The organism is Ruegeria meonggei, assembly GCF_900172215.1.
Taxonomy (GTDB): domain Bacteria; phylum Pseudomonadota; class Alphaproteobacteria; order Rhodobacterales; family Rhodobacteraceae; genus Ruegeria; species Ruegeria meonggei.
The window spans coordinates 232981-256265 of sequence record NZ_FWFP01000004.1; the positions used below are offsets into that span (position 1 = coordinate 232981).

At 57.3% G+C, this 23285-nt stretch carries 21 protein-coding genes and 1 pseudogene; 13 read left to right on the forward strand and 9 right to left on the reverse strand.

Annotated features, from left to right (window positions below; translation table 11 throughout):
- The first annotated feature begins 3 nt into the window (after nucleotides 1-3).
- Nucleotides 4-981, forward strand: coding sequence for an ABC transporter ATP-binding protein (locus tag RUM8411_RS08295; RefSeq protein WP_085822232.1), 978 nt, complete (start codon nucleotides 4-6; stop codon nucleotides 979-981).
- The gene (locus RUM8411_RS08300) at nucleotides 978-1934 is read left to right on the forward strand and encodes an ABC transporter ATP-binding protein (RefSeq protein WP_085822233.1); all 957 of its coding nucleotides are present in this window, start codon (nucleotides 978-980) and stop codon (nucleotides 1932-1934) included. The genes RUM8411_RS08295 and RUM8411_RS08300 overlap by 4 nt, the downstream gene beginning before the upstream one ends.
- Nucleotide 1935: 1 nt before the next feature.
- Here RUM8411_RS08300 and RUM8411_RS08305 read toward each other — a convergent pair whose 3' ends face one another.
- The gene (locus tag RUM8411_RS08305; protein WP_085822234.1) at nucleotides 1936-2610 is read right to left on the reverse strand and encodes a GntR family transcriptional regulator; all 675 of its coding nucleotides are present in this window, start codon (nucleotides 2608-2610) and stop codon (nucleotides 1936-1938) included.
- A 162-nt stretch (nucleotides 2611-2772) separates the two neighbouring features.
- Between RUM8411_RS08305 and RUM8411_RS08310 the strand changes: the two genes are divergently transcribed.
- From RUM8411_RS08310 to RUM8411_RS08330, 5 genes and pseudogenes are all read left to right on the forward strand, one after another.
- Nucleotides 2773-3795 carry a GlxA family transcriptional regulator gene (locus RUM8411_RS08310; RefSeq protein WP_085822235.1) on the forward strand — a complete coding sequence of 341 codons (1023 nt, stop codon included), beginning with the start codon at nucleotides 2773-2775 and terminating at the stop codon, nucleotides 3793-3795.
- Between the two features lie 209 nt (nucleotides 3796-4004).
- Nucleotides 4005-4904 carry an alkaline phosphatase family protein gene (locus RUM8411_RS08315; RefSeq protein ID WP_200818552.1) on the forward strand — a complete coding sequence of 300 codons (900 nt, stop codon included), beginning with the start codon at nucleotides 4005-4007 and terminating at the stop codon, nucleotides 4902-4904.
- Nucleotides 4905-5015: 111 nt separating this feature from the next.
- Nucleotides 5016-6236 (forward strand): annotated as a pseudogene (locus tag RUM8411_RS08320) (aldehyde dehydrogenase family protein).
- Between the two features lie 68 nt (nucleotides 6237-6304).
- Nucleotides 6305-7219, forward strand: coding sequence for a LysR family transcriptional regulator (locus tag RUM8411_RS08325; protein WP_085822236.1), 915 nt, complete (start codon nucleotides 6305-6307; stop codon nucleotides 7217-7219).
- 146 nt (nucleotides 7220-7365) lie between these two features.
- Nucleotides 7366-8028 (forward strand): NAD(P)H-dependent oxidoreductase, encoded by a 663-nt coding sequence (locus RUM8411_RS08330; protein WP_268808352.1) that lies wholly within the window; start codon nucleotides 7366-7368, stop codon nucleotides 8026-8028.
- Between the two features lie 79 nt (nucleotides 8029-8107).
- On the opposite strand, the gene RUM8411_RS08335 is transcribed toward RUM8411_RS08330, so the two are convergent.
- From RUM8411_RS08335 to RUM8411_RS08370, 8 genes are read right to left on the reverse strand one after another with little or no spacing between them, the layout of a single operon-like run.
- Complete coding sequence (locus tag RUM8411_RS08335; RefSeq protein ID WP_085822237.1) at nucleotides 8108-8950, reverse strand: fumarylacetoacetate hydrolase family protein; 843 nt, start codon at nucleotides 8948-8950, stop codon at nucleotides 8108-8110.
- 18 nt (nucleotides 8951-8968) lie between these two features.
- Complete coding sequence (locus RUM8411_RS08340; protein ID WP_085822238.1) at nucleotides 8969-9724, reverse strand: SDR family oxidoreductase; 756 nt, start codon at nucleotides 9722-9724, stop codon at nucleotides 8969-8971.
- Nucleotides 9725-9732: 8 nt separating this feature from the next.
- Nucleotides 9733-11235: an aldehyde dehydrogenase (NADP(+)) gene (locus RUM8411_RS08345; protein WP_085822362.1), complete on the reverse strand. Its 1503-nt coding sequence runs from the start codon at nucleotides 11233-11235 to the stop codon at nucleotides 9733-9735.
- A 13-nt stretch (nucleotides 11236-11248) separates the two neighbouring features.
- A complete protein-coding gene (locus RUM8411_RS08350) occupies nucleotides 11249-12352 on the reverse strand; it encodes a fumarylacetoacetate hydrolase family protein (protein ID WP_085822239.1) in 1104 nt (367 codons plus the stop codon).
- 1 nt (nucleotide 12353) lies between these two features.
- A complete protein-coding gene (locus RUM8411_RS08355; protein ID WP_085822240.1) occupies nucleotides 12354-13184 on the reverse strand; it encodes an amidohydrolase family protein in 831 nt (276 codons plus the stop codon).
- Nucleotides 13181-13609 (reverse strand): RbsD/FucU family protein, encoded by a 429-nt coding sequence (locus RUM8411_RS08360; protein WP_085822241.1) that lies wholly within the window; start codon nucleotides 13607-13609, stop codon nucleotides 13181-13183. Before RUM8411_RS08360 ends, RUM8411_RS08355 begins: the two co-directional genes overlap by 4 nt.
- Nucleotides 13599-14651: an aldo/keto reductase gene (locus RUM8411_RS08365; protein WP_085822242.1), complete on the reverse strand. Its 1053-nt coding sequence runs from the start codon at nucleotides 14649-14651 to the stop codon at nucleotides 13599-13601. Before RUM8411_RS08365 ends, RUM8411_RS08360 begins: the two co-directional genes overlap by 11 nt.
- A complete protein-coding gene (locus tag RUM8411_RS08370) occupies nucleotides 14648-15385 on the reverse strand; it encodes a GntR family transcriptional regulator (RefSeq protein WP_085822243.1) in 738 nt (245 codons plus the stop codon). The genes RUM8411_RS08365 and RUM8411_RS08370 overlap by 4 nt, the downstream gene beginning before the upstream one ends.
- An 83-nt stretch (nucleotides 15386-15468) precedes the next feature.
- Here RUM8411_RS08370 and RUM8411_RS08375 point away from each other — a divergent pair, with 83 nt between their 5' ends.
- The 6 genes from RUM8411_RS08375 to RUM8411_RS08400 all read left to right on the forward strand — a co-directional run bounded on the left by RUM8411_RS08375 (nucleotide 15469) and on the right by RUM8411_RS08400 (nucleotide 23284).
- Nucleotides 15469-17022: a UxaA family hydrolase gene (locus RUM8411_RS08375; RefSeq protein ID WP_085822244.1), complete on the forward strand. Its 1554-nt coding sequence runs from the start codon at nucleotides 15469-15471 to the stop codon at nucleotides 17020-17022.
- Nucleotides 17023-17061: 39 nt separating this feature from the next.
- Nucleotides 17062-18588, forward strand: a complete 1527-nt coding sequence (locus RUM8411_RS08380; protein WP_085822245.1) for a sugar ABC transporter ATP-binding protein — start codon at nucleotides 17062-17064, stop codon at nucleotides 18586-18588.
- Nucleotides 18585-19592, forward strand: a complete 1008-nt coding sequence (locus RUM8411_RS08385; protein WP_085822246.1) for an ABC transporter permease — start codon at nucleotides 18585-18587, stop codon at nucleotides 19590-19592. The genes RUM8411_RS08380 and RUM8411_RS08385 overlap by 4 nt, the downstream gene beginning before the upstream one ends.
- 47 nt (nucleotides 19593-19639) lie before the next feature.
- Nucleotides 19640-20584, forward strand: a complete 945-nt coding sequence (locus RUM8411_RS08390) for an ABC transporter substrate-binding protein (RefSeq protein ID WP_085822363.1) — start codon at nucleotides 19640-19642, stop codon at nucleotides 20582-20584.
- A gap of 197 nt (nucleotides 20585-20781) precedes the next feature.
- Nucleotides 20782-21426 carry a GNAT family N-acetyltransferase gene (locus RUM8411_RS08395; RefSeq protein ID WP_234995169.1) on the forward strand — a complete coding sequence of 215 codons (645 nt, stop codon included), beginning with the start codon at nucleotides 20782-20784 and terminating at the stop codon, nucleotides 21424-21426.
- A gap of 88 nt (nucleotides 21427-21514) precedes the next feature.
- Complete coding sequence (locus RUM8411_RS08400) at nucleotides 21515-23284, forward strand: adenylate/guanylate cyclase domain-containing protein (RefSeq protein WP_234995170.1); 1770 nt, start codon at nucleotides 21515-21517, stop codon at nucleotides 23282-23284.
- Nucleotide 23285 lies beyond the last annotated feature (1 nt).

A 23285-nucleotide genomic window follows, 5' to 3' on the forward strand; every position in this document is an offset into this window, starting at 1 on the left:
GCCATGAGCTTGTTGGAAATCCGGAACCTCACGGTTGAATTTGCCACCGCTTCGGGACAATTCCGCGCCGTAGACGGCGTGGACCTCTCTGTCGACAAAGGTGAGCTGATGGCCATCGTTGGCGAAAGCGGCTCGGGCAAGTCCGTGTCGATGCTGGCGCTGATGGGGCTGCTGCCCTGGACGGCCACGATCACCGCTGATCAGCTGAGTTTTGAGGGCATCGACCTTACCAAAATTTCGGCCCGGGAACGTCGCAAGATCATCGGCAAGGACATTGCGATGATCTTTCAGGAGCCGATGTCCTCGCTGAACCCCTGTTTCACAGTTGGCTTCCAGATCAAAGAAGCCCTGCGCATCCATCTGGGCCTGAACCGTAAGGATCGTCACCAGCGCGCGATCGAGCTGTTCGATCAGGTCGGCATCCCGGCCCCCGAAAGCCGTCTGAAAACGTTTCCACACCAGATGTCGGGCGGGATGAACCAGCGCGTCATGATCGCAATGGCCATCGCCTGTACCCCTAAGCTGTTGATCGCCGATGAGCCGACAACTGCCCTGGACGTAACGATTCAGGCGCAGATTCTGGACCTGCTTTTGCGCTTGCGCGATGAACAGGGCATGGGCTTGGTGCTGATCACTCATGACATGGGCGTCGTGGCGGAAACCGCCGAACGGGTCCAGGTTCAATATGCAGGCCAAAAGGTCGAGGAACAGCCTGTCGCCGACCTGTTCCGCACACCGCGCCATCCTTATACAACGGCATTGCTCAACGCGCTGCCCGAGCGGGCAACATCCAAGATGCTGCCGACCATCCCCGGCGTAGTACCCGGTCAGTTCGACCGGCCCAAAGGATGTCTGTTCAGCCCAAGATGCCAACATGCGAATGATATTTGCAGAAGCCTGCCACCGACCCCGCACAGCGCCCAGTTTGGCAAAGCCCGGTGTCACCATGTCGAACAGATAACCGCCGGAGAACTGGCATGACCGCACCCATCGTACAAGCCAGTGCATTGGCCCGGCATTACATCGTCAAGGGTGGATTGCTGTCGAAACCGGCGACCGTCAAGGCGCTGTCCGGTGTGGATTTCGATCTGCAACCGGGCAAGACCCTGGCTATCGTTGGGGAATCCGGCTGCGGGAAATCAACCCTGGCACGGGTGGTAACGATGATCGAGGAGCCGACCTCCGGTAATCTGACCATCAACGGCGTCGACATCACCCCATCGAAATGGGCCGAAATGCGCGAGACGGTTCAGATCGTGTTTCAGGATCCCTATGGCTCGCTTAACCCGCGCCAGAGGATCGGGCAGATTCTCAAGGAACCGCTGATCATCAACCGCCCTGACATGTCAGCCGCCGATCGCGAAGCCCGCGCGCGCGAGTTGATTGAACTGGTCGGTCTGCGCCCGGAACATTACGACCGCTACCCACATATGTTCTCAGGTGGACAGCGGCAACGGATCGCCATTGCACGCGCACTGATGCTGAACCCCAGGGTGCTGGTGCTGGACGAACCGGTCTCAGCTTTGGATGTTTCGATCCAGTCGCAGATCTTGAACCTGTTGGTTGAATTACAAGATCGCCTTAACCTGGCTTATCTGTTCATCTCGCATGACCTGTCGGTCGTAAAACACTTCGCCGATGATGTGATCGTCATGTATCTGGGTCGCGCGGTTGAAAAGGCCCCCAAGGATCAGCTGTTCGCAGCGCCCCGGCATCCCTATTCCAAGGCACTTTTGTCCACGACGCCACGCGCTGACCCCGGGGCGCGGAAAGAACGGATCAAGTTGGAAGGTGAGTTGCCGTCACCGATGAATATCCCAAAAGGCTGCGCGTTTGCGCAACGGTGCTGGCTGGCAACTGAGGAATGCCGTGCAGCACCTCCCGAGCTGAGCGGCGGCACACATCAGGTTGCGTGCCTGCATCCTCTGGACTGACCTAATCGGCGTTTCGCGTGGCGGTAACCATATCCAGCAATTGATCCTTGGTGCGCCGGATGTGTTTGGTCAGCAGGTCACAGGCATCCTGCACTTGTCCGGCACGGGCCAGTGACAGCAATTGTCGGTGGTCCTTCTTCGCTGGTTCGCGTTGTTCCATCACGCTCAGGTGCATGCGGACGTACCGGTCAGACTGCCGGTTCACGCGCTGCAGAATCTCGTTCGTCAGCCCGCGATCTGCTGCGGCATACAAGGCCATATGATACTCGTAGTTCATGCTGCCCCAACGTCCTACGTCATAAGCGTCATAGGATTTCTCCATCTCGTCCAGAATACGTTCGCATGTTTCATAGTCCGCTTTCCGCATCCGGGGGATCGCATGCTGGAACAAATCCACTTCCAGCAGGACACGCAGATCAAAGATCTCACCGATCTCTGACAGGGAATGCATGGTGACCGACGCGCCCCGGTTGTTCGTCAACTGCACCAGCCCTTCGGCATCCAACCGCTTCAGTGCCTCGCGGATCGGCATGCGCGAGACATCATAGTCCTCAGCCAGGGCTTCTTGTCGGATGGTCTCGCCCTCGGCCATTTCGCCACTCAGGATCCGCTCACGCAGATCATTTGTGATAACATCAGGCAGGCTTTGCCGGGGGATCGCGCGGGTTCTGGGCATACGGTTCGCCTTGGGTACTGGAAACTTGTATCCAAAATACAAAATGAGCGGGTGATTTCCAAGGGCCTTGCATGCAGAGATATCAATTTGGTGTTTTTTGTTTCAATAACCATAAGTGAGATGGCCGGTCAGGGGCGGTGCAACATCGAAAGGAGCCAATAGATGGACAGTCAGCGATTTCTGCCTAAAGGCGCGATCTCTGTTGACGTGCCTTATGACGGTCCGCCGAAGACCTTTTACTTTTTGCTGTTGCCTAAAACGACCATGCTGGCCTTCAGCGCCGCGATTGAGCCGCTGCGCATTTCCAACCAGCTGGCCAGAAAGCAGCTGTTTGAATGGTATGTCTTGTCGCCCGACGGCGCTCCGGTAACCTGTTCGAACGGGATCGGCATTCAGGTGGACCATCAAATGCACGACCTGAGCAAAGAGGCATACACTTTCGTCTGCTCCGGGACAGAGCCCATGGCGTCGCTCGACCCCACCGTTTTGAACTGGATCCGCCGCCAAAAAGCCCATGGTTGCGAGTTCGGCGGCATCTGCACCGGCGCGTTCGCCTTGGCGAAGGCCGGACTTATCGGCAGCAAACGTTTCACTGTGCATTGGGAAAACCGCCCCGGCTTTTGTGAGAACTTCTCGGCAATGGTCCCATCGCAGAACCTTTATGAAATCGACGGGCAACTTCGGACATGCGGGGGCGGGCATGCCAGCACGGACATGATGCTTGAGGTGATTGAAGAGATGTTTGGTAACGCCCTGGCGGTGAGCGTATCCGAGATGTGCCTGCATCGGCGGGCAGGGGACAGCGACAGCCAACAGATATCTTCTGTTTCAGCGGTTTTGGGCACGCGGAATGCCAAACTGATCGAGGCCGTGCAGATCATGCGAGACTACATTGAATCGCCCCTCAGCCTTGAGGCGGTGGCTAAGCAGGCCTCACTCTCCCGCCGCCATATGGAACGCCTGTTCCGGCAGCATACCAACATGTCGCCGGGGCAGTTCTATAACAACCTGAGGCTGGATCGCGCCTTTGCTCTGCTGAGCGAAACCGATCTGAGCGTATCCGAGATCGCCTTTGCTGCGGGATTTTCCAGCACCGACCGGCTGTCAGTACATTTCCGCAGCCGTTACAAGATTTCCCCCCATAATTTCCGCCGTTCCTGGGCGCAGGACGGGGCACAAAAATAATCCACGGCTTCTATTGAATGGATCAATAGTTATTATCCAAACAATCTGTTGGATCGATGAATGCAATTGCACGAAATTGCGGCCAGTAACTGCGATCCAGATCGCAAATTCCAAAGTAGCGTGATGAACCCACAGACGAATTCACTTAGGCTAAACTGAACTCTTGCGGCAATTACCTGATTGACACTGACCGTGGCGAAGAAGTGATGATGAACGACGTGCGCATTTTGCGTGCGCCGACCATCTTTTCGCAATTCCATGTCGCGGGCTATCGCGTGGCCATGGTCACGGCCAAAGACAAGTTGCGCGCTGTAGCCTTTTCCCCGGAACGTTCTAGAGCGACGGCCAAGTCCGAACATGGCCTCGACACTGCCAGCGGATGGCTGGGCATGCCCGTGCCCGAGGTATACTTGGCTGAGCTGTTCGAGTTTGTTCTTGCCGTCGGTGTCAAGCTTCTGAGGGAATTCAGACCGGGCATCATGTATCTGTCGACCACAGATCACATTCAACACAAGTTTGCCCCCGAGCAGCAATGCGCGCTGGAATTCCCTGCGATGTTCGACAAGTATCTGGCGCAATTGGACGACCTTGGTGCCACCAATCATGGGATGAAGCCCAAACACAATGCCGAGGGAAAACCGAATGTGATCTATGCGCAGGATCTTATGGATGAGCGACTAGGCAAAGATCAAGCCCGCGTGATCCTGCCGATTACCGACTCTTACGTTGTCCACCACGGTGCGTTGGGTGCGTTTGCCACAGTCTATCTGCCCGAAGATGCGGATAAAACTGAAATCATGGCAAGGCTTGACGCAATCGACGACTTGGTCCTGGTGATCGACAAGGAAGAGGTGATCAATCGGTTTGAACTGCCCGCTGACCGCATCGGCGATATCGTCATGATCTCGGGCGAGAACATGACCATCGGAACCTCGGAACACCGTCACAACCTGGCTACCCTCAAGGAATCCTTGCGCGGCCATGGGGGCCTGACCGAGCAAGAGGTGCCCTTTATCGTCAACCGTGTCGGCGATCTGGGCAACACTCCGGACCCGCGGAACTTCGACGCATTTTCTATGCAACTAGAGCTGCGGCGCTATAGGCGATGAAGGATCACTTCAAGCCCAAATCCGAGATCAGAAACGCAGGGATGCGCATCGGCGGCGAAGGTGTTTTTATTGAAAAGACAGTCTGTGCATTACCCCTATACCAACAAGGTTGTGGGCTATGTTCCGGCGGGCACCACAGAACACGCGCGCAAGACCTTTGAGATTGCCGCCAGCTGCACGCCAAAAATCACCCGGAATGAACGCAACCAGATTCTGCAGCGTGCAGGCGAGCTGATCTGGGAAAAGCGCGAGTTTCTGGCGAAATGGCTAACGCTGGAGCTGGGCATCTGCCACCAGCACGCGATTTACGAGATCAGGCGCGCAGGATGTTTACCAATTCGCCGTTGCCGAGGCGCTGAAAGATGACGGTGAGATTTTTTCCTGCGACCTGGCCGATAACGGCAAAGAGCGTAAGAATTTCACCGAGCGCGAGCCGGTCAAAGCCATCAGCGCAATCACACCCTTCAACCACCCGCTGAACATGGTCAGCCATAAGTTCGCGCCGTCGATTGCGGCCAATAACAGTATGGTGTGCAAACCAACCGCGCTGACCCTGGCTGATATCCTGTACTAGGCCGGTCTGCCGCCCAAGGTGTTCCAGGTTGTCACCGGATGGCCGCAAGACATCGGTGGTGAGACGATCACCAATGATAACATCGACATCAGCACCTTCACCTGGAGCGTGCCTGTCGGTAAGGTGATCGCTGAAAAGGCGGTCTATAAACGTCAAGCGCTTGAGCTGGGCGGTAATGACCCTCTGATCATTCTCTATGACCTCAGCGATGCTGATCTGGGCAAGGCCACGACCATTGCCGAGGCCAGCGTCGCACGGCGATCAAACGTATTCTGGTTCAGGACAGCGTCGCCGATAAGATTGTCCCGTTGGTGTTGGAAAAAGCCGAGGCAATCAGGTTTGGTGATCCGCAGGACCCCGGCACGCAACTGGGCTGCGTGATCTATGACCAGGGCGCTGAAATCCTCTTTCATCCCGGTCGTCAGGGGGCCTTGCTGCCGATTGTGATCGACAAAGTGCCCCAGAACAGCGTTCTGGTGATGGAGGAACCCTTTGGTCCCATCGTTAGGGTGCCCGACAATGACCCAGAGGTCATGGCTAATTCAAACTCGACCGATTTCGGCCTGGCGTCGGGCAACAACGATCTGAACCGGGCGAATGCCTCTATCAACGGGCTGGACGTGGACACCTGCAACATCTGGGAACAGCCCGGCTATCGCATCGAGATGTCTCCGTTTACTGGCCTCAAGGACAGTGGCAATGGCGTCAAGGAAGGTGTGATCAAAGCGATGAAGTTCTTCAAAAACGCCAAGACTTAATCGCTGCCTTGGCCGCGGGTAACGACGTAGGCTGGCGCAGGCGAGAATTCCGTATTATCCCAAGGCCCATGTCTTTTGATCTGAAAAACCTTCAACTGTTCGTCCGTGTGGCCACTTTGGGGGCTATCGGGCGGGCAGGGGCCGAGTTCGGGTTTTCGGCGACAAACACGTCGCAACGCCTGCAGGCGTTGGAGTCAGAGTTGGACGTCAAGCTGCTGAACCGGACTACGCGCGCCATTTCTCTGACCCCGGACGGAGAACTGTTTCTGGATCACGCGAAACACATTCTCGAAGATATCGAGGATGCCCGCACCGCTCTGTCCCGCACTTCGGGGACTGTCTCGGGAAAGCTGCGGGTCACGGCCTCAGCGTCTTTTGGTCGGTCTCATATCGTACCGTTTGTGCCCGATTTTCTGGGCCTCTACCCTCATGTCCAGCTGGACCTGAACCTGACCGACACGGTGATTGACATTGTTGAACAGGGCTATGATCTGGCCTTCCGCATTGGCGATCTGGGCCCGTCCAGCTTGCTGGCGCAAAAGCTGGATGATGATCCCCGCATGCTGGTGGCATCGCCAAAGTATCTGCAGCGCGCGGGCATCCCGCAATCACCAGCGGACCTGACCGACCACGCCTGCCGGACCATGCAGCCCCGAGAGATCTGGCACCTGATTGACCGGTCTGAAACCATGCACGATGTCCGGGTGTCCGGGCCTGTAACCGTCAGCCTTGGTGACGCGATCGTCGATTGGACACTGGCGGGATTGGGTATCGGCAAGGCCTCGCTCTGGCAGACCGGAGAGCACATCCGCGCCGGGCGGCTGGTTCCAGTTCTGCCCCAGATGCGCGATTTGTCAGATTCCAAAATCTGGGCGGTGCGCCCGCCTGGTCGTTTGATGCACGCGCGCGTCAAAGCGTTCCTCGACTTCATGCGCGCCCGCATCATTGAGACCAACAAAGCCTGCTATGCCGATCTGATCTGAGCCATTCTTTTGAAGGGCGGGATAATCATTGTCGAAAGCCGTAGATAGTGGCGACGGGCCGACAATCTTAGGTACGGTTCATCAACGAACCGGAGCCCATTCCCATGAAAGACCTCATCGACAACCACGATGTTTAGACCCAGATCATCGATGCCTTCAACTTTCGCCACGCAGCCAAGGTTTTTGACCCTGACCGCAAAATTCCGAACAGCGAGTTCAACACTATTCTGGACGCAGCCCGCCTGTCTCCGACGTCCTTCGGCACCGAACCCTTCCAGCTTTTGATCGTCCAGTCGCCAGAAAAACGCGCGTTGTTTCGCGACTTCACCTGGGGTGCAAATGGGGCCAGCAATGGAACCGCGGGCCAGTTGGGAACCGCGAGCCACTATGTGATCGTCCTGTCCCATACCGGTGCAACCATGAAAGCAGGGTCAGAGTATCTGGCCAAACACAATCGCGAGGTCAAACAACTGCCCGAAGACGTTGTCGAAATGATCCACGGGGCGTATAGCAAGTTTCAGGACAGCGATTTCCATTTGGAAACCGATGCGCACATCACCCAATGGGCCGCACGTCAGGCCTATATCGTGCTGGGCAACATGATGACTGCCGGGGCACTGATGGGGATCGATTCCTGCCCGATCGAAGGATTTGAACTCGACAAGACCGAAGCCGTTCTGCGCACGGAGTTCGGTATCGACACGCGCGTCTACAAACCCGCCGTCATGGTTGCGTTTGGCTATCGCGCAGATGGGCCGATGTTCCCTAAAACGCGTCGCGAGATGTCGGATATCGTAACCTGGGCCTGACACCCCGCTACAAAAAGACCCCGGATTGGCAGTCAACCCGGGGTCCTGAATGTCAGATCGAAGGCTCTGGCGAAGGGGTTTAGCCCTGCACAACCTCCTGTCGCTGTACGCCCAACCCTTGAATTCCCAGCTCAATCTTGTCGCCCGGCTTCAAATAGGTTTGCGGGTTTTGCCCCATCCCCACGCCCGGAGGTGTCCCGGTCGAGATCACGTCACCCGGCTGCAGCGACATGAACTGCGACAAGTGCGAAACGATCGTGGCGACGCCAAAATGCATCGTGCTGGTTGATCCGTCCTGGTACCTGTGGCCGTTTACCTCCAGATACATCGGCAGGGCCTGTGGATCGCCGACCTCATCCCGGGTCACCAGCCACGGGCCGATTGGACCGAAGGTATCCGCGGATTTCCCTTTGACCCACTGGCCCGAGCGGTGCAGCTGAAAGTCACGCTCGGACAGGTCATTGACCACGCAATATCCGGCAACGTGGTCCAGCGCGTCCTCTTCAGAGACGTATTTTGTTTCCTTGCCTATCACGATGCCCAGCTCGACCTCCCAATCGGTCTTGACAGAGCCGCGCGGGATTTCGACCGCGTCATTGGGCCCCATGATCGCCGAGGTTGCCTTAAAGAAAACTACCGGTTCTTCTGGCAGTTCCAAACCGCTTTCCGCTGCGTGGTCCGCATAGTTCAGACCGATGCAGACAAATTTACCCACCTGACCGACGCAGGCGCCAATGCGGGGATTGCCTTCGACAATCGGCAGTGCCTCAAGGTCCACCCCCTGCAACTGTGCCAGGTTGTCCTGGCCCAGCATCGCCCCCGAGATATCGCTGACCACGCGCGACAAATCGCGGATGTTGGCATCGTCGTCCATCACCCCGGGCTTTTCCAGGCCAACCGGTCCATAGCGTAAAAGCTTCATTTCGTCTTCCCTTTCAACTCAGATAGTCCAGCCGCCGTCGATGGCAAAAGGCTGACCAGTTGTGTATTTGCTGGCGTCACTGGCCAGATACAGCGCAAGCTCGGCGATCTCATCCGCAGTGCCAATCCGCCCCATCGGCTGGCGTGCGATGAAATCAACCATGGCTTGGTCATAATCGCCAGTCGCGCGCAGACGGTCATGCAAACTGGGGCTGTCGACTGTTCCAGGACAGATCGCGTTGCACCGAATGCCTTGGGTGACGAAATCCGCCGACACGGATTTGGTGAGCCCCAGTACCGCCGCCTTTGAGGCGCAATAGGCGAAACGATTTGGCACGCCCTTCATCGACGAGGCCACCGACGACATATTAATGATTGAGCCACCCCCTTTGGCCAGCATTCCCGGCAATGTCAGACGGATCAGCCGATACATCGCCTTCACGTTAAGGTTAAAGCTAAAGTCCCAAGCGTCTTCGTCACACTCCAATATCGAACCACTCGCGACATAGCCGGCACAGTTGAACAGCACGTCCAGCGGCGGCATTTCGGCCACTGCAGACTGAACAGCCGCGGCGTCGGTGACGTCCAGTTTCAATGTTTGGATGCCGTTAACCACATCTAACTCGGCCAGGGCCGTCTGATTGATGTCACTGGCGATGACCTGCGCGCCTTCGGCTGCAAACAGCTCTGCCGTGGCTCGGCCGATGCCCTGACCCGCAGCGGTGATCAGAGCGGTTTTACCGGACAGGCGATTGGATTGGGTGGAGTTGGTCATATGGTGCCTCACAGCTTTTCCGGCAGCAAGTCCGCCGGGATGTCCTGATAGCAGACGGGGCGCAAGAAACGCCGGATCGACAGGGTGCCTACGGATGTAGCGCCGAAGTTGGTTGAGGCCGGGTAAGGGCCACCGTGCACCATGCTGTCGCTGACCTCGACTCCAGTAGGAAAACTGTTGGCCAAAAGGCGTCCAGCCTTGCGTTCAAGAAGCGGCAGCAATGACTGGGCCATCGGTTTGTCGCCCTTGTCCAGATGCAGGGTACAGGTCAGCTGGCCTTCGATTGCCCGGGCTATCTGAAACATCTGATCCGCATCGCGCACGCGCACGACGATCCCAAGCGGGCCAAACACCTCTTCCTGCAGTTTGTGATCGGCCAGCCAGTCATCCCCTAAGACGGTGAACAAGTAAGGGGCTGCAGCGCGAGTGTCACAACTGGTGCCCATCACTTGGGTCACTCCTGTGCCCGCAGCAACACGCGCCACACCATTGCGATAGGCATCCGCAATACCGTCGGTCAGCATGGTTTGATCGGCAATTGCGGCCAGACCGGCCTCAGTCGCAGATTGGAAGGCATCCGCATCCGGGCCGTCGATCACTACGGCGATCCCCGGGTTGGTGCAGAACTGGCCTGCGCCCATGGTCAGGGATCCGGCCCAACCGGCGCCAATTTCCGCCCCGCGTGCAGCGGTGGCTTGTGGCAACAGGAACATCGGATTGACCGACCCAAGCTCGCCGAAAAACGGAATGGGTTCATCGCGCCGGGCGCACAAATCGAACAATGCGCGGCCACCGGCAAGGCTACCTGTAAAGCCCACTGCGCGGATCAGTGGATGCTGTACCAGTGAAGCGCCGACCTCAAGATTGCCGCCCTGCACCAGTGAAAACACGCCGGGATGAACACCCGTTGCCTTCACCGCCGCATCAATTGCCTGAGCGACGATCTCACCCGTGCCGGGATGGGCGGGGTGCCCTTTGGCCACTACCGGACATCCTGCGGCTAGGGCCGCAGCGGTATCCCCCCCTGCAACCGAGAAGGCCAAAGGAAAATTCGATGCCCCGAACACGGCGACCGGGCCCAAGGGGCGCTGTATCATGCGCAGATCCGGGCGGGGCAGGGGCGCGCGCTCCGGCAAGGCCGGGTCGTGGCGTTGATCCAGATAGTCCCCTTGTTCGATGTGATCGGCAAACAGGCGCAGTTGACCCACAGTGCGTCCCCGCTCACCCTGCAAGCGGGCGTCGGGCAGTCCGGTCTCCTGGGTTCCGATCTCAGTGATGGCGTCACCACGCGCATCGATCTCGTCAGCAATCCTGCGCAACAGCGCTGCACGCTCGGAACGGGAGGACCATCCGAATGAGGTGAACGCCTCTTCTGCTGCTTTTGCCGCCGCACCCACGTGGGCCTTTGTGCCGATTGCAAAATCGTGGCTGGTCCCGTGCGCGGGGTCTGAGGCAAACGTAGCCTCTGCGCTTACCCATTCCCCAGCAATCAGGTGTTTTCCAGTCAACATTTTCAGTTCTTTCTTACAGCAGGCCGCGTCGGGCAAGGTTTCGCATAAGGTGAGACGCGCCGAACTGCCATTCAGGGCATTCGGTCGACAGCCGCACCGTATTGGTCAGCGCGCCCAGTTTGTCGTTTGAAATCGTGACGACATCGCCAAGCTTGTGGGTGAACCCCGCACCCGGAGTATCGCGATCTTGCGTTGGCGCAAAGAGGGTTCCGAGGAACAGCATGAAACCATCGGGATATTGGTGATGCCGACCGATCGTCTGAGTAACAAGATCGATCGGATCGCGGCTGATCTTCACCATAGAGGAATGACCGTTCAGGACAAAGCCATCTGGTCCCGTGACGGTCAGCGTAAGTTCGGCGGTGCGCACATCATCCAGAGTAAAGTGCGCATCGAACACTCTGATCATCGGACCAATCGCGCATGAGGCGTTGTTGTCCTTGGCCTTACTCAGCAACAGTGCGGAACGGCCTTCGACATCGCGCAGGTTGACATCATTGCCCAGTGCCGCGCCCTTGATATGCCCCTGCGAGGTAACGGCCAGAACCACCTCGGGTTCCGGATTGTTCCAGGTCGAGATCGGGTGCAGGCCAATATCCGCACCAAACCCAACCGAAGACAGCACCTGAGCCTTTGAAAACACCTCGGCATCCGGGCCGATGCCAACCTCAAGATACGGGCTCCACAACTCTTCCGTGATCAGTGCCTCTTTTACCTGTGCCGCTGCATCCGAACCAGGCACGATGTTCGACAAGCTGTCCCCAATCCGATCGCCAATGCGCGCGCGGATGGCTTCTGCCTTGGCGGGATCACCGGCGGCTTGCTCTTCGATCACCCGCTCGACCATCGACCCGGCAAAAGTGACACCACAGGCTTTGATAGCCTGCAGATCGCACGGGGCCAACCAGTGAAAATCGCCACTCAAAGCCTCGCCTGGCGCATTGCGTAGGTAGTCGGACGCATCGTCCCGCTCCAGCACATCTCGCACAGTTGGAGCGGTTTTGCATGTAATATCAAAGACCTGCCCGTCTCGAAGGGTCACAATTGATGGGCCAATCCCTGCGCGCTCGACACGCCCAAGCCACAGCCCACCGGAATCCAGTTTCGGAGAGGTCATTTCAATCCCTGAGGTTATAGGCCCGGGCGGCATTGCCCCCCAAAACCGCTTTGCGTTCGCTGTCTGATACTGCGCCAAGCAGCAAATCCGTCGTTTCCAACCAACGGTCGTAACTGCTGGCCAAAGTACACACCGGCCAGTCGCTGCCCCAGATCAGGCGAGAAGGGCCAAATGTATCAAGCAGGTGATCAACATAGGGGCGTAAGTCTTCCACTGCCCAATCCGACGCTGCTTCTGTGACCAAGCCGGAAAGCTTGCACCATGCGTCTGTGTCGCGGGCAAGAGCTGCCATGTCTTCTGCCCAACCGGCCATCACGCCATCGCGGATCAGCGGCTTTGAGCCGTGATCGATGACCACACGCATGCTGGGATGTCGCGCCAACAGCCGCCGCAAAGGGCCAAGTTGCTGCGGCAAGGTCAAAGCGTCAAAGGTGAGGTTGTGGGTTTGCAGGGCATCAAAGGCGGGGGTCAAAGCCTTACCCATCATCCACAGCGGGTCGGCTATATCCTGTATCATCGGGCGCAAACCCACCAGCGCCGGGTGCGCAGCTAGCCCAGCAATCTGATCCGGCGCAATTGCGGCCTCAAAATCAACCCAGCCCACCACGCCTTTGATGAACCCGTTCTGATCCGCCAGAGACAATATGTATTCTGTTTCAGCCAGTGTTGGCGCGGCTTGCACCAGTACGGTGCCCTCAATCCTGGCTGCTGCCAGAATGGGGGCTAGATCCTCGGGCGCAAAATCCCTGTAAATCGTGGTTAGGTCCGGTGTGAGCCATCCATAGTCGCCGCGCGCCAGCGACCAAAAGTGCTGATGCGCGTCGATCCTCATGCAATCACACCTTTCTTGAGGATGATGTTGCCGTAAAGCCTGCGTTCCCCGGTCTGGACGATGGCAAAGGCAGTGGCGGCGCGATCGTAAAATGCAAATCGCTCTAAACCTTGAATTTGGGCGCCGTTGTCTGCCACCTCATCAATGATTGTCTGAAAGTCAGCCACTGCTTCGGGGATCGCCTCTGGTTCGCCAACCACCTGCATCGTCAGCGCCGGGTCGGGCACGAATGTGTCCAGTGGCATGACCGACAGGATCGCCCTTAGAACTTCGCTGGCCGAGGATCCATCAGCACGGATGCAATCCGGCCCGGTGCTGGAGCCAGGAAAGTTCGCATCCGCGATTACAATTTCGTCTCCATGCCCCATTGCCCGCAACGCGTGCAGCAGGTCGGGTGACAGGATCGGGTTGATGTTACGCAGCATCAGCAGCCTCCATTGGTACAGGCGCATCGGGCCGGATCAGGCTCGCGCTTTGCAGATCAGACCAAAGACCCGGCGGAATATCACGATCCAAAAGCGCCACATTGGCTTGAACCTCAGCCGCGCTGACCGCACCGGGGATCACTGTTTTCACACAAGGATGACCCAGCACAAATTGCAAAGCGGCCGCAATCAGAGGCGTGTTATGAGCGGTACAGACGGCCTCGATATTGCGAACTTTGTCCAGAACCTCGGCCGAGGCGTCGGCATAGTTGTACTTGGCCCCCGGCACCGCCCCTGTGGCCAGAATGCCCGAGTTATAAGGCCCGCCCAGAATGATCCCGACATCCCGTTTTTCGCAAAGCGGCAGGAAGCTGTCCAACGCCTCTTGCTCCAACAGCGTATAGCGACCGGCCAGCAAAAAGCCGTCAAAATCACCCAACCCCAGAAGCCTTTCGCAGACCTGCCATTCGTTCACGCCTGCGCCAATCGCTGCGATCTCGCCCGCGTCGCGCAACTCGACCAGCGCCTTGTAGCCACCGCCATCGAACAGCTCACGCACTTTGGCGTCCGACATCTCCGGACTGCCTTGACTGAAGACACAGACGTCATGCACCAGCAGGATATCTGCATTGTCCACGCCGATCCGCTGTCGGCTGGCCTGGTAAGATCGCATTACGCCGTCATAGGTGTAATCGAACACGATCCGTTTCTGCGGCACGTCGACAAAAGCTTCGGGCGTCACTTCGTGAGCGGCACAGTCCAGCAACAGGCGCCCAATCTTGGTGGATAACTGAATGGTGTCGCGCCCGAACCGGGCAATCGCCTCGCCGAAACGCTGCTCAGATCGGCCCAACCCATATTGCGGGGCGGTGTCAAAGAACCGGATACCCGCATCAAAAGCGGCCTGCAACGCAGCCTGTGCGTCATCGTCCGAGACCTTGCGATAGAGGTTACCCAATGGTGCGCCACCAAACCCCATACGCGTCAGCGGAACGGGTCGGGCGGTACGATTGTTCAAAAGCTCTGTTTGGGAAACGGTCATCCGGCCTCTCGCGTCGATTGGGAAGTGATGTTGAACAGCTGAGGTTTTTCCTGTTGCAAAATCTCGATCCGCGGCATCAATTGTCCCAGATGATGGCGCATCGCGTTTTGCGCTGCCTGTTCGTCGCGGCTGAGGACCGCGTCATGAATGGCGCGGTGTTCATGCAGCGTCTCAGCGGTGCGTCCCGGTGTGGGCAGCAACAGCATCCGGGCGCGGGTGACTTGCAGAGACACAGTTTGGGCCACATCGGCCAGACGCTTGAAACCGGTGAATTCCATAAGCAGGGCGTGAAACTCTTCGTCTGCCTGATAGAAACCAGCAATATCTTCGTCCTCAATCAACAGTTCCTGCAAACGCATGTTGCGGCTTAGCTTCTTTTGCTGGTCCTCGGTCAAATCCCGGGCCACTTTTGCAACGGTGGCCAGTTCCAATGCCTGACGCAAAAATGCACCCTCGCGAATTTCGGACATTGAAAAGTATGAGACCCGCGTGCCCGATTGCGGTACCACATCCACAAGACCTTCGGCTGCAAGTCGAGCAATGGCTTCGGTCACCGGCGCACGCGATACACCCAAACGATCACAGATTGGCGCCTTCCTGAGGATGGCACCCGGCGCGAAATCCAGCGACAAGATGGCTTGTTTGATCGCCAGGTACACCCGCTGCGCAAGTGAGCCCTCGACCGCGTTGATGTTGCCCAACACGTGTGCGTCGATGTCCTGAGGTTTGTTCATGATGTTCGCTCTAGCATACTAACATGTTAGTTGACAAGTAAGGGTTCGGTGTTTACCCATCTGTTTCAGCAAGTGGGGACAGGATGCAAGCTGACAGCACACCAAAGGCCCAGAAAGTGACGCACCGCGATACGGTCAAACTGAACCCGGTTGACAACGTGGTCATCGCATTGCGCGAGCTTGAGGTCGGCACGCAGCCCTTTGGCCTTTCTGTGCCGTTGGTCGCATCCATTGCGCGTGGGCATAAGATTGCTGTGGCTCCGATCGCGGCAGGTGAGAATGTCATCCGCTACGGCCAGATCATCGGGCAGGCGAAAACGGAAATTGCGCCGGGCGAACATGTGCATGTGCACAATCTTGGTATGGGCGCTCACCAGCAGGACTATGCGCACGCCACGGCAAATGCGGCTTTGCCTGCGATCAACGAAGGGCGGGTGTTTCAAGGCTATCACCGCGCTGACGGCAAGGTTGGAACGCGCAACTATATTGGCATTCTGACAACCGTGAACTGTTCGGGCTCGGTGGCCAGATTCATTGCTGAGGCTGCCGAGAAAACCGGCCTGTTGGACGCCTATCCCAACATCGACGGCGTGGTGCCAATTGTGCACGGCACTGGCTGTGGCATGTCTGCCAAGGATGATGGCTATGCCACTTTGTTTCGCACTCTGGCAGGCTATGCGCAGCATCCGAACTTTGCAGGCATTTTGCTGATTGGTCTGGGATGTGAAGTGATGCAGGTGGCCGATCTGGTTGGCGGTCGGCCGATCCGCAAAGACGGCGCATTGCGGTACATGACCATCCAAACCGAAGGCGGCACTCGGCGGACCATCGAACGCGGGATGGAAGAATTGCGCGGTATCGCTGAACTGGCCAATCAGGTCACGCGTGAACCCGCCCCGGTCAGCGCCATGACAGTTGGAATGCAATGCGGAGGGTCCGACGGGTACTCTGGCATCACAGCCAATCCAGCACTGGGATATGCCTCGGACCTATTGGTGCGCCACGGCGGGACGACAATCCTGTCCGAAACCTCCGAGGTTTACGGGGCCGAACACCTGCTGACACGACGGGCGGAAACGGCTGACGTCGGCAAAAAGCTGATCGACCGCATCCGTTGGTGGGAGGCATATACCGAACGCAATGGCGGCGAGATGGACAACAACCCCAGCCCTGGCAACAAGCGCGGCGGGTTGACGACCATTCTGGAAAAGTCTCTGGGCGCTGTTGCAAAAGGCGGCACCGCGCCGCTGCGCGACGTGTATCAATTCGGCGAGATCATCGACAAAAACGGGTTTGTGTTTATGGACAGCCCCGGGTTTGATCCGTGTTCGGTGACGGGGCAGGTGGCCTCAGGGGCCAACCTGATTGTGTTTACCACCGGACGCGGCTCGGTCTCGGGCTATCAGCCGACGCCTTGCATCAAACTAGCCACGAACTCTGAGATGTATGCCCGCATGGCCGAGGATATGGATCTGAACTGTGGCGACATCGTCACCGACGGGATCAGCATCGAGGCAAAGGGCGAAGAACTGTTTGAAATGCTGATCCGCGTCGCCTCGGGCGAACACACCAAAAGTGAGGAGCTTGGCTTCGGGGGCGTTGAATTCGTGCCCTGGCAAATCGGCGCGGTGATGTAAGCCGCACCCCCGTGGGGAGACGGGTCAATGGGAGAGACAATGGACAAACTGGTCGACATGACGGGGATCGATAAACATTTCCCCGGTGTGCACGCGCTTAAATCCGTGCAGTTCGATCTGTTTCCGGGTGAGGTGCATGCGCTGATGGGCGAAAACGGCGCGGGCAAAAGCACGTTGATGAAAATCCTGTCGGGGATCTATCAGCGCGATGGCGGTGACCTTGTGATCGAAGGCAAATCCGTCAACCCAACAACCCCGCGGGAAGCACAGAATCTGGGCATTGGTATCATCCATCAGGAACTGAGCCTGATGAACGACCTGACGGTGGCGCAGAACATCTTTATCGGACGCGAACCACGCAAAAGCTTTGGACGGCTGGATGAGGCCGCACTGAACGCTCAAACAGCCGGGATTTTCGCCACCATGAATCTGGCTTTGGACCCCAGGGCGCTGGTTGGAAGCCTGACCATCGCAAAACAGCAGATGGTCGAGATTGCCAAGGCGCTGTCATACCGTTCCAAGGTTCTGGTCATGGACGAACCGACGGCGGCACTAAATGATGCCGAGATTGCCGAGCTATTCGTGATCATTCGCCGCCTCAAGGCCGAAGGCGTGGGCATCGTCTATATAAGCCACAAGATGGACGAGCTGAAGCAGATCGCTGATCGCGTCACCGTCATGCGCGACGGCGAATATGTTGGCACTGTAGATGCCGCCGACACTCCGATCAGCCGGATCATTGCAATGATGGTGGGGCGCGAAGTCAACGAAGACCCTCTGATTGTGCCGGATCTGGACGGTGCCGAGGTATCCTTACAGGTTGCGGGCCTGAACCGGGGCAAAGTCCTTCACGATGTCAGCTTTTCGGTCCAGAAAGGTGAGATCTTGGGTTTTGCTGGATTGATGGGGGCAGGCCGTACCGAAGTCGCGCGCGCTATTTTCGGGGCTGATCCGAAAGACAGTGGCGAGGTTCGGGTGCATGGCAAACCGGTCTCAATCAAGTCCCCCAAAGACGCTGTGCGGGCGGGAATTGGGTATCTGTCCGAGGATCGCAAACACTTTGGCCTGGCCACGGGAATGAACGTTCGGGACAATATCGCGCTGGCTTCGATGGACCTGTTCACCGGGGCAGGGGGCGTGCTGAACGACAATGAAATCGGCACCGCCGCCAACAGCTACATCACTCAACTTGGTATTCGCACACCGTCGGACATACAGGAAGTCCGCCTGTTGTCGGGCGGGAACCAGCAAAAAGTCGTCATCGCCAAATGGTTGTTGCGCGACTGCGATATCCTGATCTTCGACGAACCCACGCGCGGCATAGACGTCGGCGCAAAATCCGAGATTTACAAACTGCTCGAAGACTTGGCCGAACAAGGCAAGACGATCATCGTGATCTCGTCGGAACTGCCCGAGATCATGCGCCTCAGCCACCGTATTGCGGTTATGTGCGAGGGACGGCTGACAGGCATTCTGCCCGGCGGAAAAGACACCACTCAGGAAGACATCATGCATCTGGCCACCCAAAGGGCAGCGGCAATGCAGGTTACAGGGACAGCTCAATGACGACAGCAACCGATATCGACAAGAAAAAGCCCCTGGCGGGCCTGTCGGAAAGCGGCGCGTATCAAAAGATGCTGGCCTTTGCCAGTCTGATCGCTCTGTTGATCGGCTTTTCGATTGCCTCGCCCAACTTTATGCAAACATCAAACATGATCGCCATTTTGCAGGCCACATCAGTCAACGGGGTGCTGGCGGTCGCCGCAACTTTGGTAATCATCACCGGCGGTATTGACCTGTCCGTTGGGACGTTGATGACCTTCTGTGCCGTGATCGCAGGTGTGGCGCTGACTTATCTGGGCTTGCCATTGCTGATCGGCGTTGCCGCGGCCATCGCGGCGGGCGCTTTGTGCGGGCTCTGCTCAGGCACGTTTGTGGCAAAGATGAAAATTCCGCCCTTTATTGCAACGCTGGGCATGATGCTGATCCTCAAAGGCCTGTCTTTGGTGATCTCGGGCACCCGGCCGATTTACTTCAATGACACGCCGGGCTTTGACCAAATCTCTCGCGGGTCGCTGATCGGCGAGGTCTTTCCCACACTTCCCATCCCCAACGGCGTTCTGATCCTGTTCCTTGTGGCCATTGCGGCATCCTACATTCTGGGGCGCACGGTTCTGGGCCGCTATACCTTTGCGCTAGGGTCGAATGAAGAGGCGGTGCGCCTGTCGGGTGTCAACACCGACGCCTGGAAGATGCGTATCTATGCGCTGGCCGGGGGCATCTGCGGGATCGGAGGCATCCTGATTGCGTCCCGCCTGAACTCGGCCCAGCCCGCCCTTGGCCTGGGTTACGAACTTGAAGCCATCGCCGCCGTCGTGATCGGAGGGACATCCCTTTCCGGCGGGCGAGGCACGATTCTGGGCACCCTGATTGGCGCTTTGATCATGGCTGTCCTGACCAACGGGCTACGCGTCCTTTCGGTGGCACAGGAATGGCAGACCGTTGTCACAGGGGCAATCATCATACTGGCCGTTTATGCCGACATGGCGCGGCGCAAAAAGACCGGGTGACGCAAACATACGCCCAAAAATCAAACCAACAACTGGAGGAAAAGAACATGTTTTCACGTCGTTTCATTCTGGGGGCACTCAGCGCGGCCACCCTTGCAGCCCCGGCCTCGATGGCTGCGGCAGAGGATATTTATATCCCCTTGGTCTCAAAAGGATTTCAGCACCAATTCTGGCAGGCGGTGAAGTCCGGCGCCGAACAAGCTGCTGATGAGTACGGGGTCACGATTACGTTTGAGGGGCCCGACAACGAAACCATGGTGGATCGCCAGATCGACATGCTGGCAGCCGCGCTGGCCAACAACCCCAAGGCGATCGGTTTTGCAGCGCTGGACAGTCAGGCGGCCATTCCGCTGCTGAAACAGGCGAATGATAAAGGCATCCCCATTATCGCCTTTGACAGCGGCGTTGACAGCGATATCCCTGTGTCAACGGCAACGACGGACAACCTGGCTGCGGCAAGTCTAGCGGCAGACAAGATGGCCGACATGATAGGCGGTAAGGGCAAGGTTGCGGTCGTGGCCCACGATCAGACCAGCCGCACCGGAATCGACCGCCGCGACGGTTTCGTGAACCGCATGGCCGAGAAATACCCGGACATCGAAGTTGTGACAGTTCAATACGGTCAGGGTGACCATTTGAAATCCACCGAGGTGACCAAAGCTATCCTGACCGCCAATCCTGATCTGAACGGCATCTTCGGCACCAACGAAGGCTCAGCCATTGGCGTGGTGAACGGCGTGCAGGAATTGGGTACCGAAGGCTTGATCATTATCGGCTACGACAGTGGAAAGGCCCAGAAAGACGCGATCAAAAGCGGCTTGATGGCTGGCGCGATCACCCAGAACCCGGTAGGCATCGGCTATGAAACGGTCAAGGCCGCTGTGGCCGCAATGAAGGGCGAAGACGTACCCGCGCTGATTGACACCGGTTTTTACTATTACGACGCCACCAACATCGACGATCCAAAGATCTCGGCTGTTTTGTACGATTAAGACCCAAACCACTCACGGTTTGCCGGCCCGCCCAAGACTGGTGGGCCGGTTTCCGTTTCACCGGCTGCGTCGAGCGGCTGTCAAATCGGTAAACATCCGCCAAAAGAGGTGGGTTTCCCATTTCGTATTTACGTCGTTTTTGTGTTAGTGTTTTATCAGTGTTTTATTTCTGACATTGATTAAAGGTAGTTTTTCCCGTGCCCGACAAACACACCAGCAGTTTTAAGCTGCGACCTCTGGAAAAGGCCGACCTGGAAGTTGTCACCCCCTGGTTTCAGGATATCGAAGACCTTGCTCGGTTCGACCGGACCTCGCGGATTCCTCTGAACCTTGCGCAAACCGAAGAAAACTGGAGCGATGTCTTCAGCGCTTCGGCTGGCAGTGGCAAGTGCTGGTTTGTTGCCGAGTCGCATAGCGGCCAGATTGTCGGCATGTCCGGACTAGAGGCCATTTCCCCAATCAACCGCGACGCGATTGTAGCGATGTTTGTGGACAAGCCCACTCGGCGCCTTGGGGTCGGGATCAGAGCAACTGCTTTAGTCGTCGATTTCGCCTTCCGCCAGCTGGGCCTGAACAGGCTGACATCGTATTACCGCGTCGACAACGCCAACAGCCGGGATCTTGTGGCCAAGCTGGGTTGTCAGATCGAAGGGACAATGCGCCAGGCCTGGTTTGCCGACGGACAGTTTCAGGATATGGTTGTGGTTGGTCTTCTCAGACAAGATTGGGAAAAACAGCGCGTGAAACTGGCGGCAGAGCTGGGTTCGGAAACGGTTGTCAGTTTTGGGCCCAGTTCCTCTACCGACTGGTCCTGGCCTCCTCAAATTCGGGGAAGCCAGTGAAAGGCATGCATTTGCTGCCGGTTTATCCAAGTTTTTTGCTATAGATTATACACCGGGTTTGAAAAAACCCCTTAAACGAGTATCGCCTGTGAACACCAACAGCCCCAACCCTCCTATGATGCAGAAACTGGGTGCAGTTCTGTTCGCCGACGTGGTCGGTTATTCCCGCCTGATGGGCGAGAATGAGTTGGATACATACAACACGTTGAAATCATTGATCTCTCAACTCGAAGCCACCTGTGCCCGCTTTAACGGCCGTGTGGTTGAAGTGCGGGGTGACGGGATTCTCGCACTGTTCGAAACTGCCACGAGCGCGGTGGAATTCGCAGTGGAATTGCATCGCATCGCAAGCGAGCACAATCAGTCGGATGACGAAAGCCTGCGAATCAAGTTTCGCGCCGGTGTACACTTGGGTGAAATCCTGATTGACGAGCGTGGAATCCACGGTGACAACGTAAACATTGCGGCCAGGCTTCAGGAAATTGCTGAACCCGAACGCGTTTACGTCAGTTCCGCCGTCTACGATCAGGTCTGCAACCGGCTTCGTTATGGGTATGAGTTTCTAGGCCCAAAACAGCTCAAGAACATCCTCGCGCCGGTCTCGACCTATTGTGTTCGCAGCGAAGTCGCAGGCGCCACCATGGCCGGTACGATGCGACCGGAAGTACCCGGAGATCTGCTGGAACGGCCTGATACCCCATCCGTGGCCATCCTGCCGTTCAGCAGCAATAGCGGCGACGAATCCGACAGCTGGATCGCCGAAGGATTGACTGACGACATCATCATGAACTTGTCCAAATTCCGGAACCTGTTCATAATCGCGCGAAACTCCTCGTTTTTCTTCAAAACACAATCGATGCCACCCCAGGAAGCCGCACGAAAACTGAACGTGCGCTATGTCGCGCGCGGCAGTGTGCGCCGGTCCGCCAGCCGTATCCGGATCACGGCTGAATTGGTTGATGCCAACACAGAACGCACCATCTGGGCGGAACGGTTCGACCGCAAGATTGACGATATTTTTGACATCCTTGACGAAGTGACCGAATGCATCGTGGCCGCCACCGCCGTAATGATCGAGTCACATGAAAAACAACGCATGATACAGGCGGTCCCGTCCGACCTTGAGGCGTATGGTTCGGTTCTTCAAGGCCAGTACCACATTTTCAAATACACCCGGACCGACAACAGAAAAGCGCAGGACTTCTATCAATCTGCGCTCGACCGGGACGGCCGCTATGCCCGCGCGGCAGCTGCCCTGTCGCGCACAATGAATATCGACTGGCGCTATTCCTGGACCGAAGACCCCTCGAGCGCACTGGATCAGGCGCTTAGTTTTGCGCAACGCGCCATCGAGCTGGATCCAACGGATGCCCGTGGATTTGGCGAGTTGGGATATGTGCATCTGTACCGAAAAGAACATGATGCGGCGCTGCAATCCTATAGGCGGGCTTTGGCGTTGAACCCCAATGACGCCGACATGCATTCTGATTTCGCCGACGCACTGGCTCATTATGGTGACAACGAAACAGCAATCATTCATATTCAACAAGCGATGCGATTGAACCCATATTTCCCGGACCAATACCTGTGGCATCTGGGTGGGGCGTATTTCAACCTCAGGCGCTATCAGGAAGCCATTGAAACCGTCAACAAGATGAACAATCCCACGGAAGGGCAACGCTTGTTGGCGGCAAGCTATGCGCAGCTTGGCCAAACTGACCTTGCCCGTCAGGTCGCGGACAAGCATCGTGCCGCGCACCCAAACTTTTCACTGGATCGCTGGGAAACCGTCCAACCGGACAAGTTGGAAGAAGACACGCAACATTTTGTTGAGGGTCTGAAAAAGGCGGGCTTCTGAA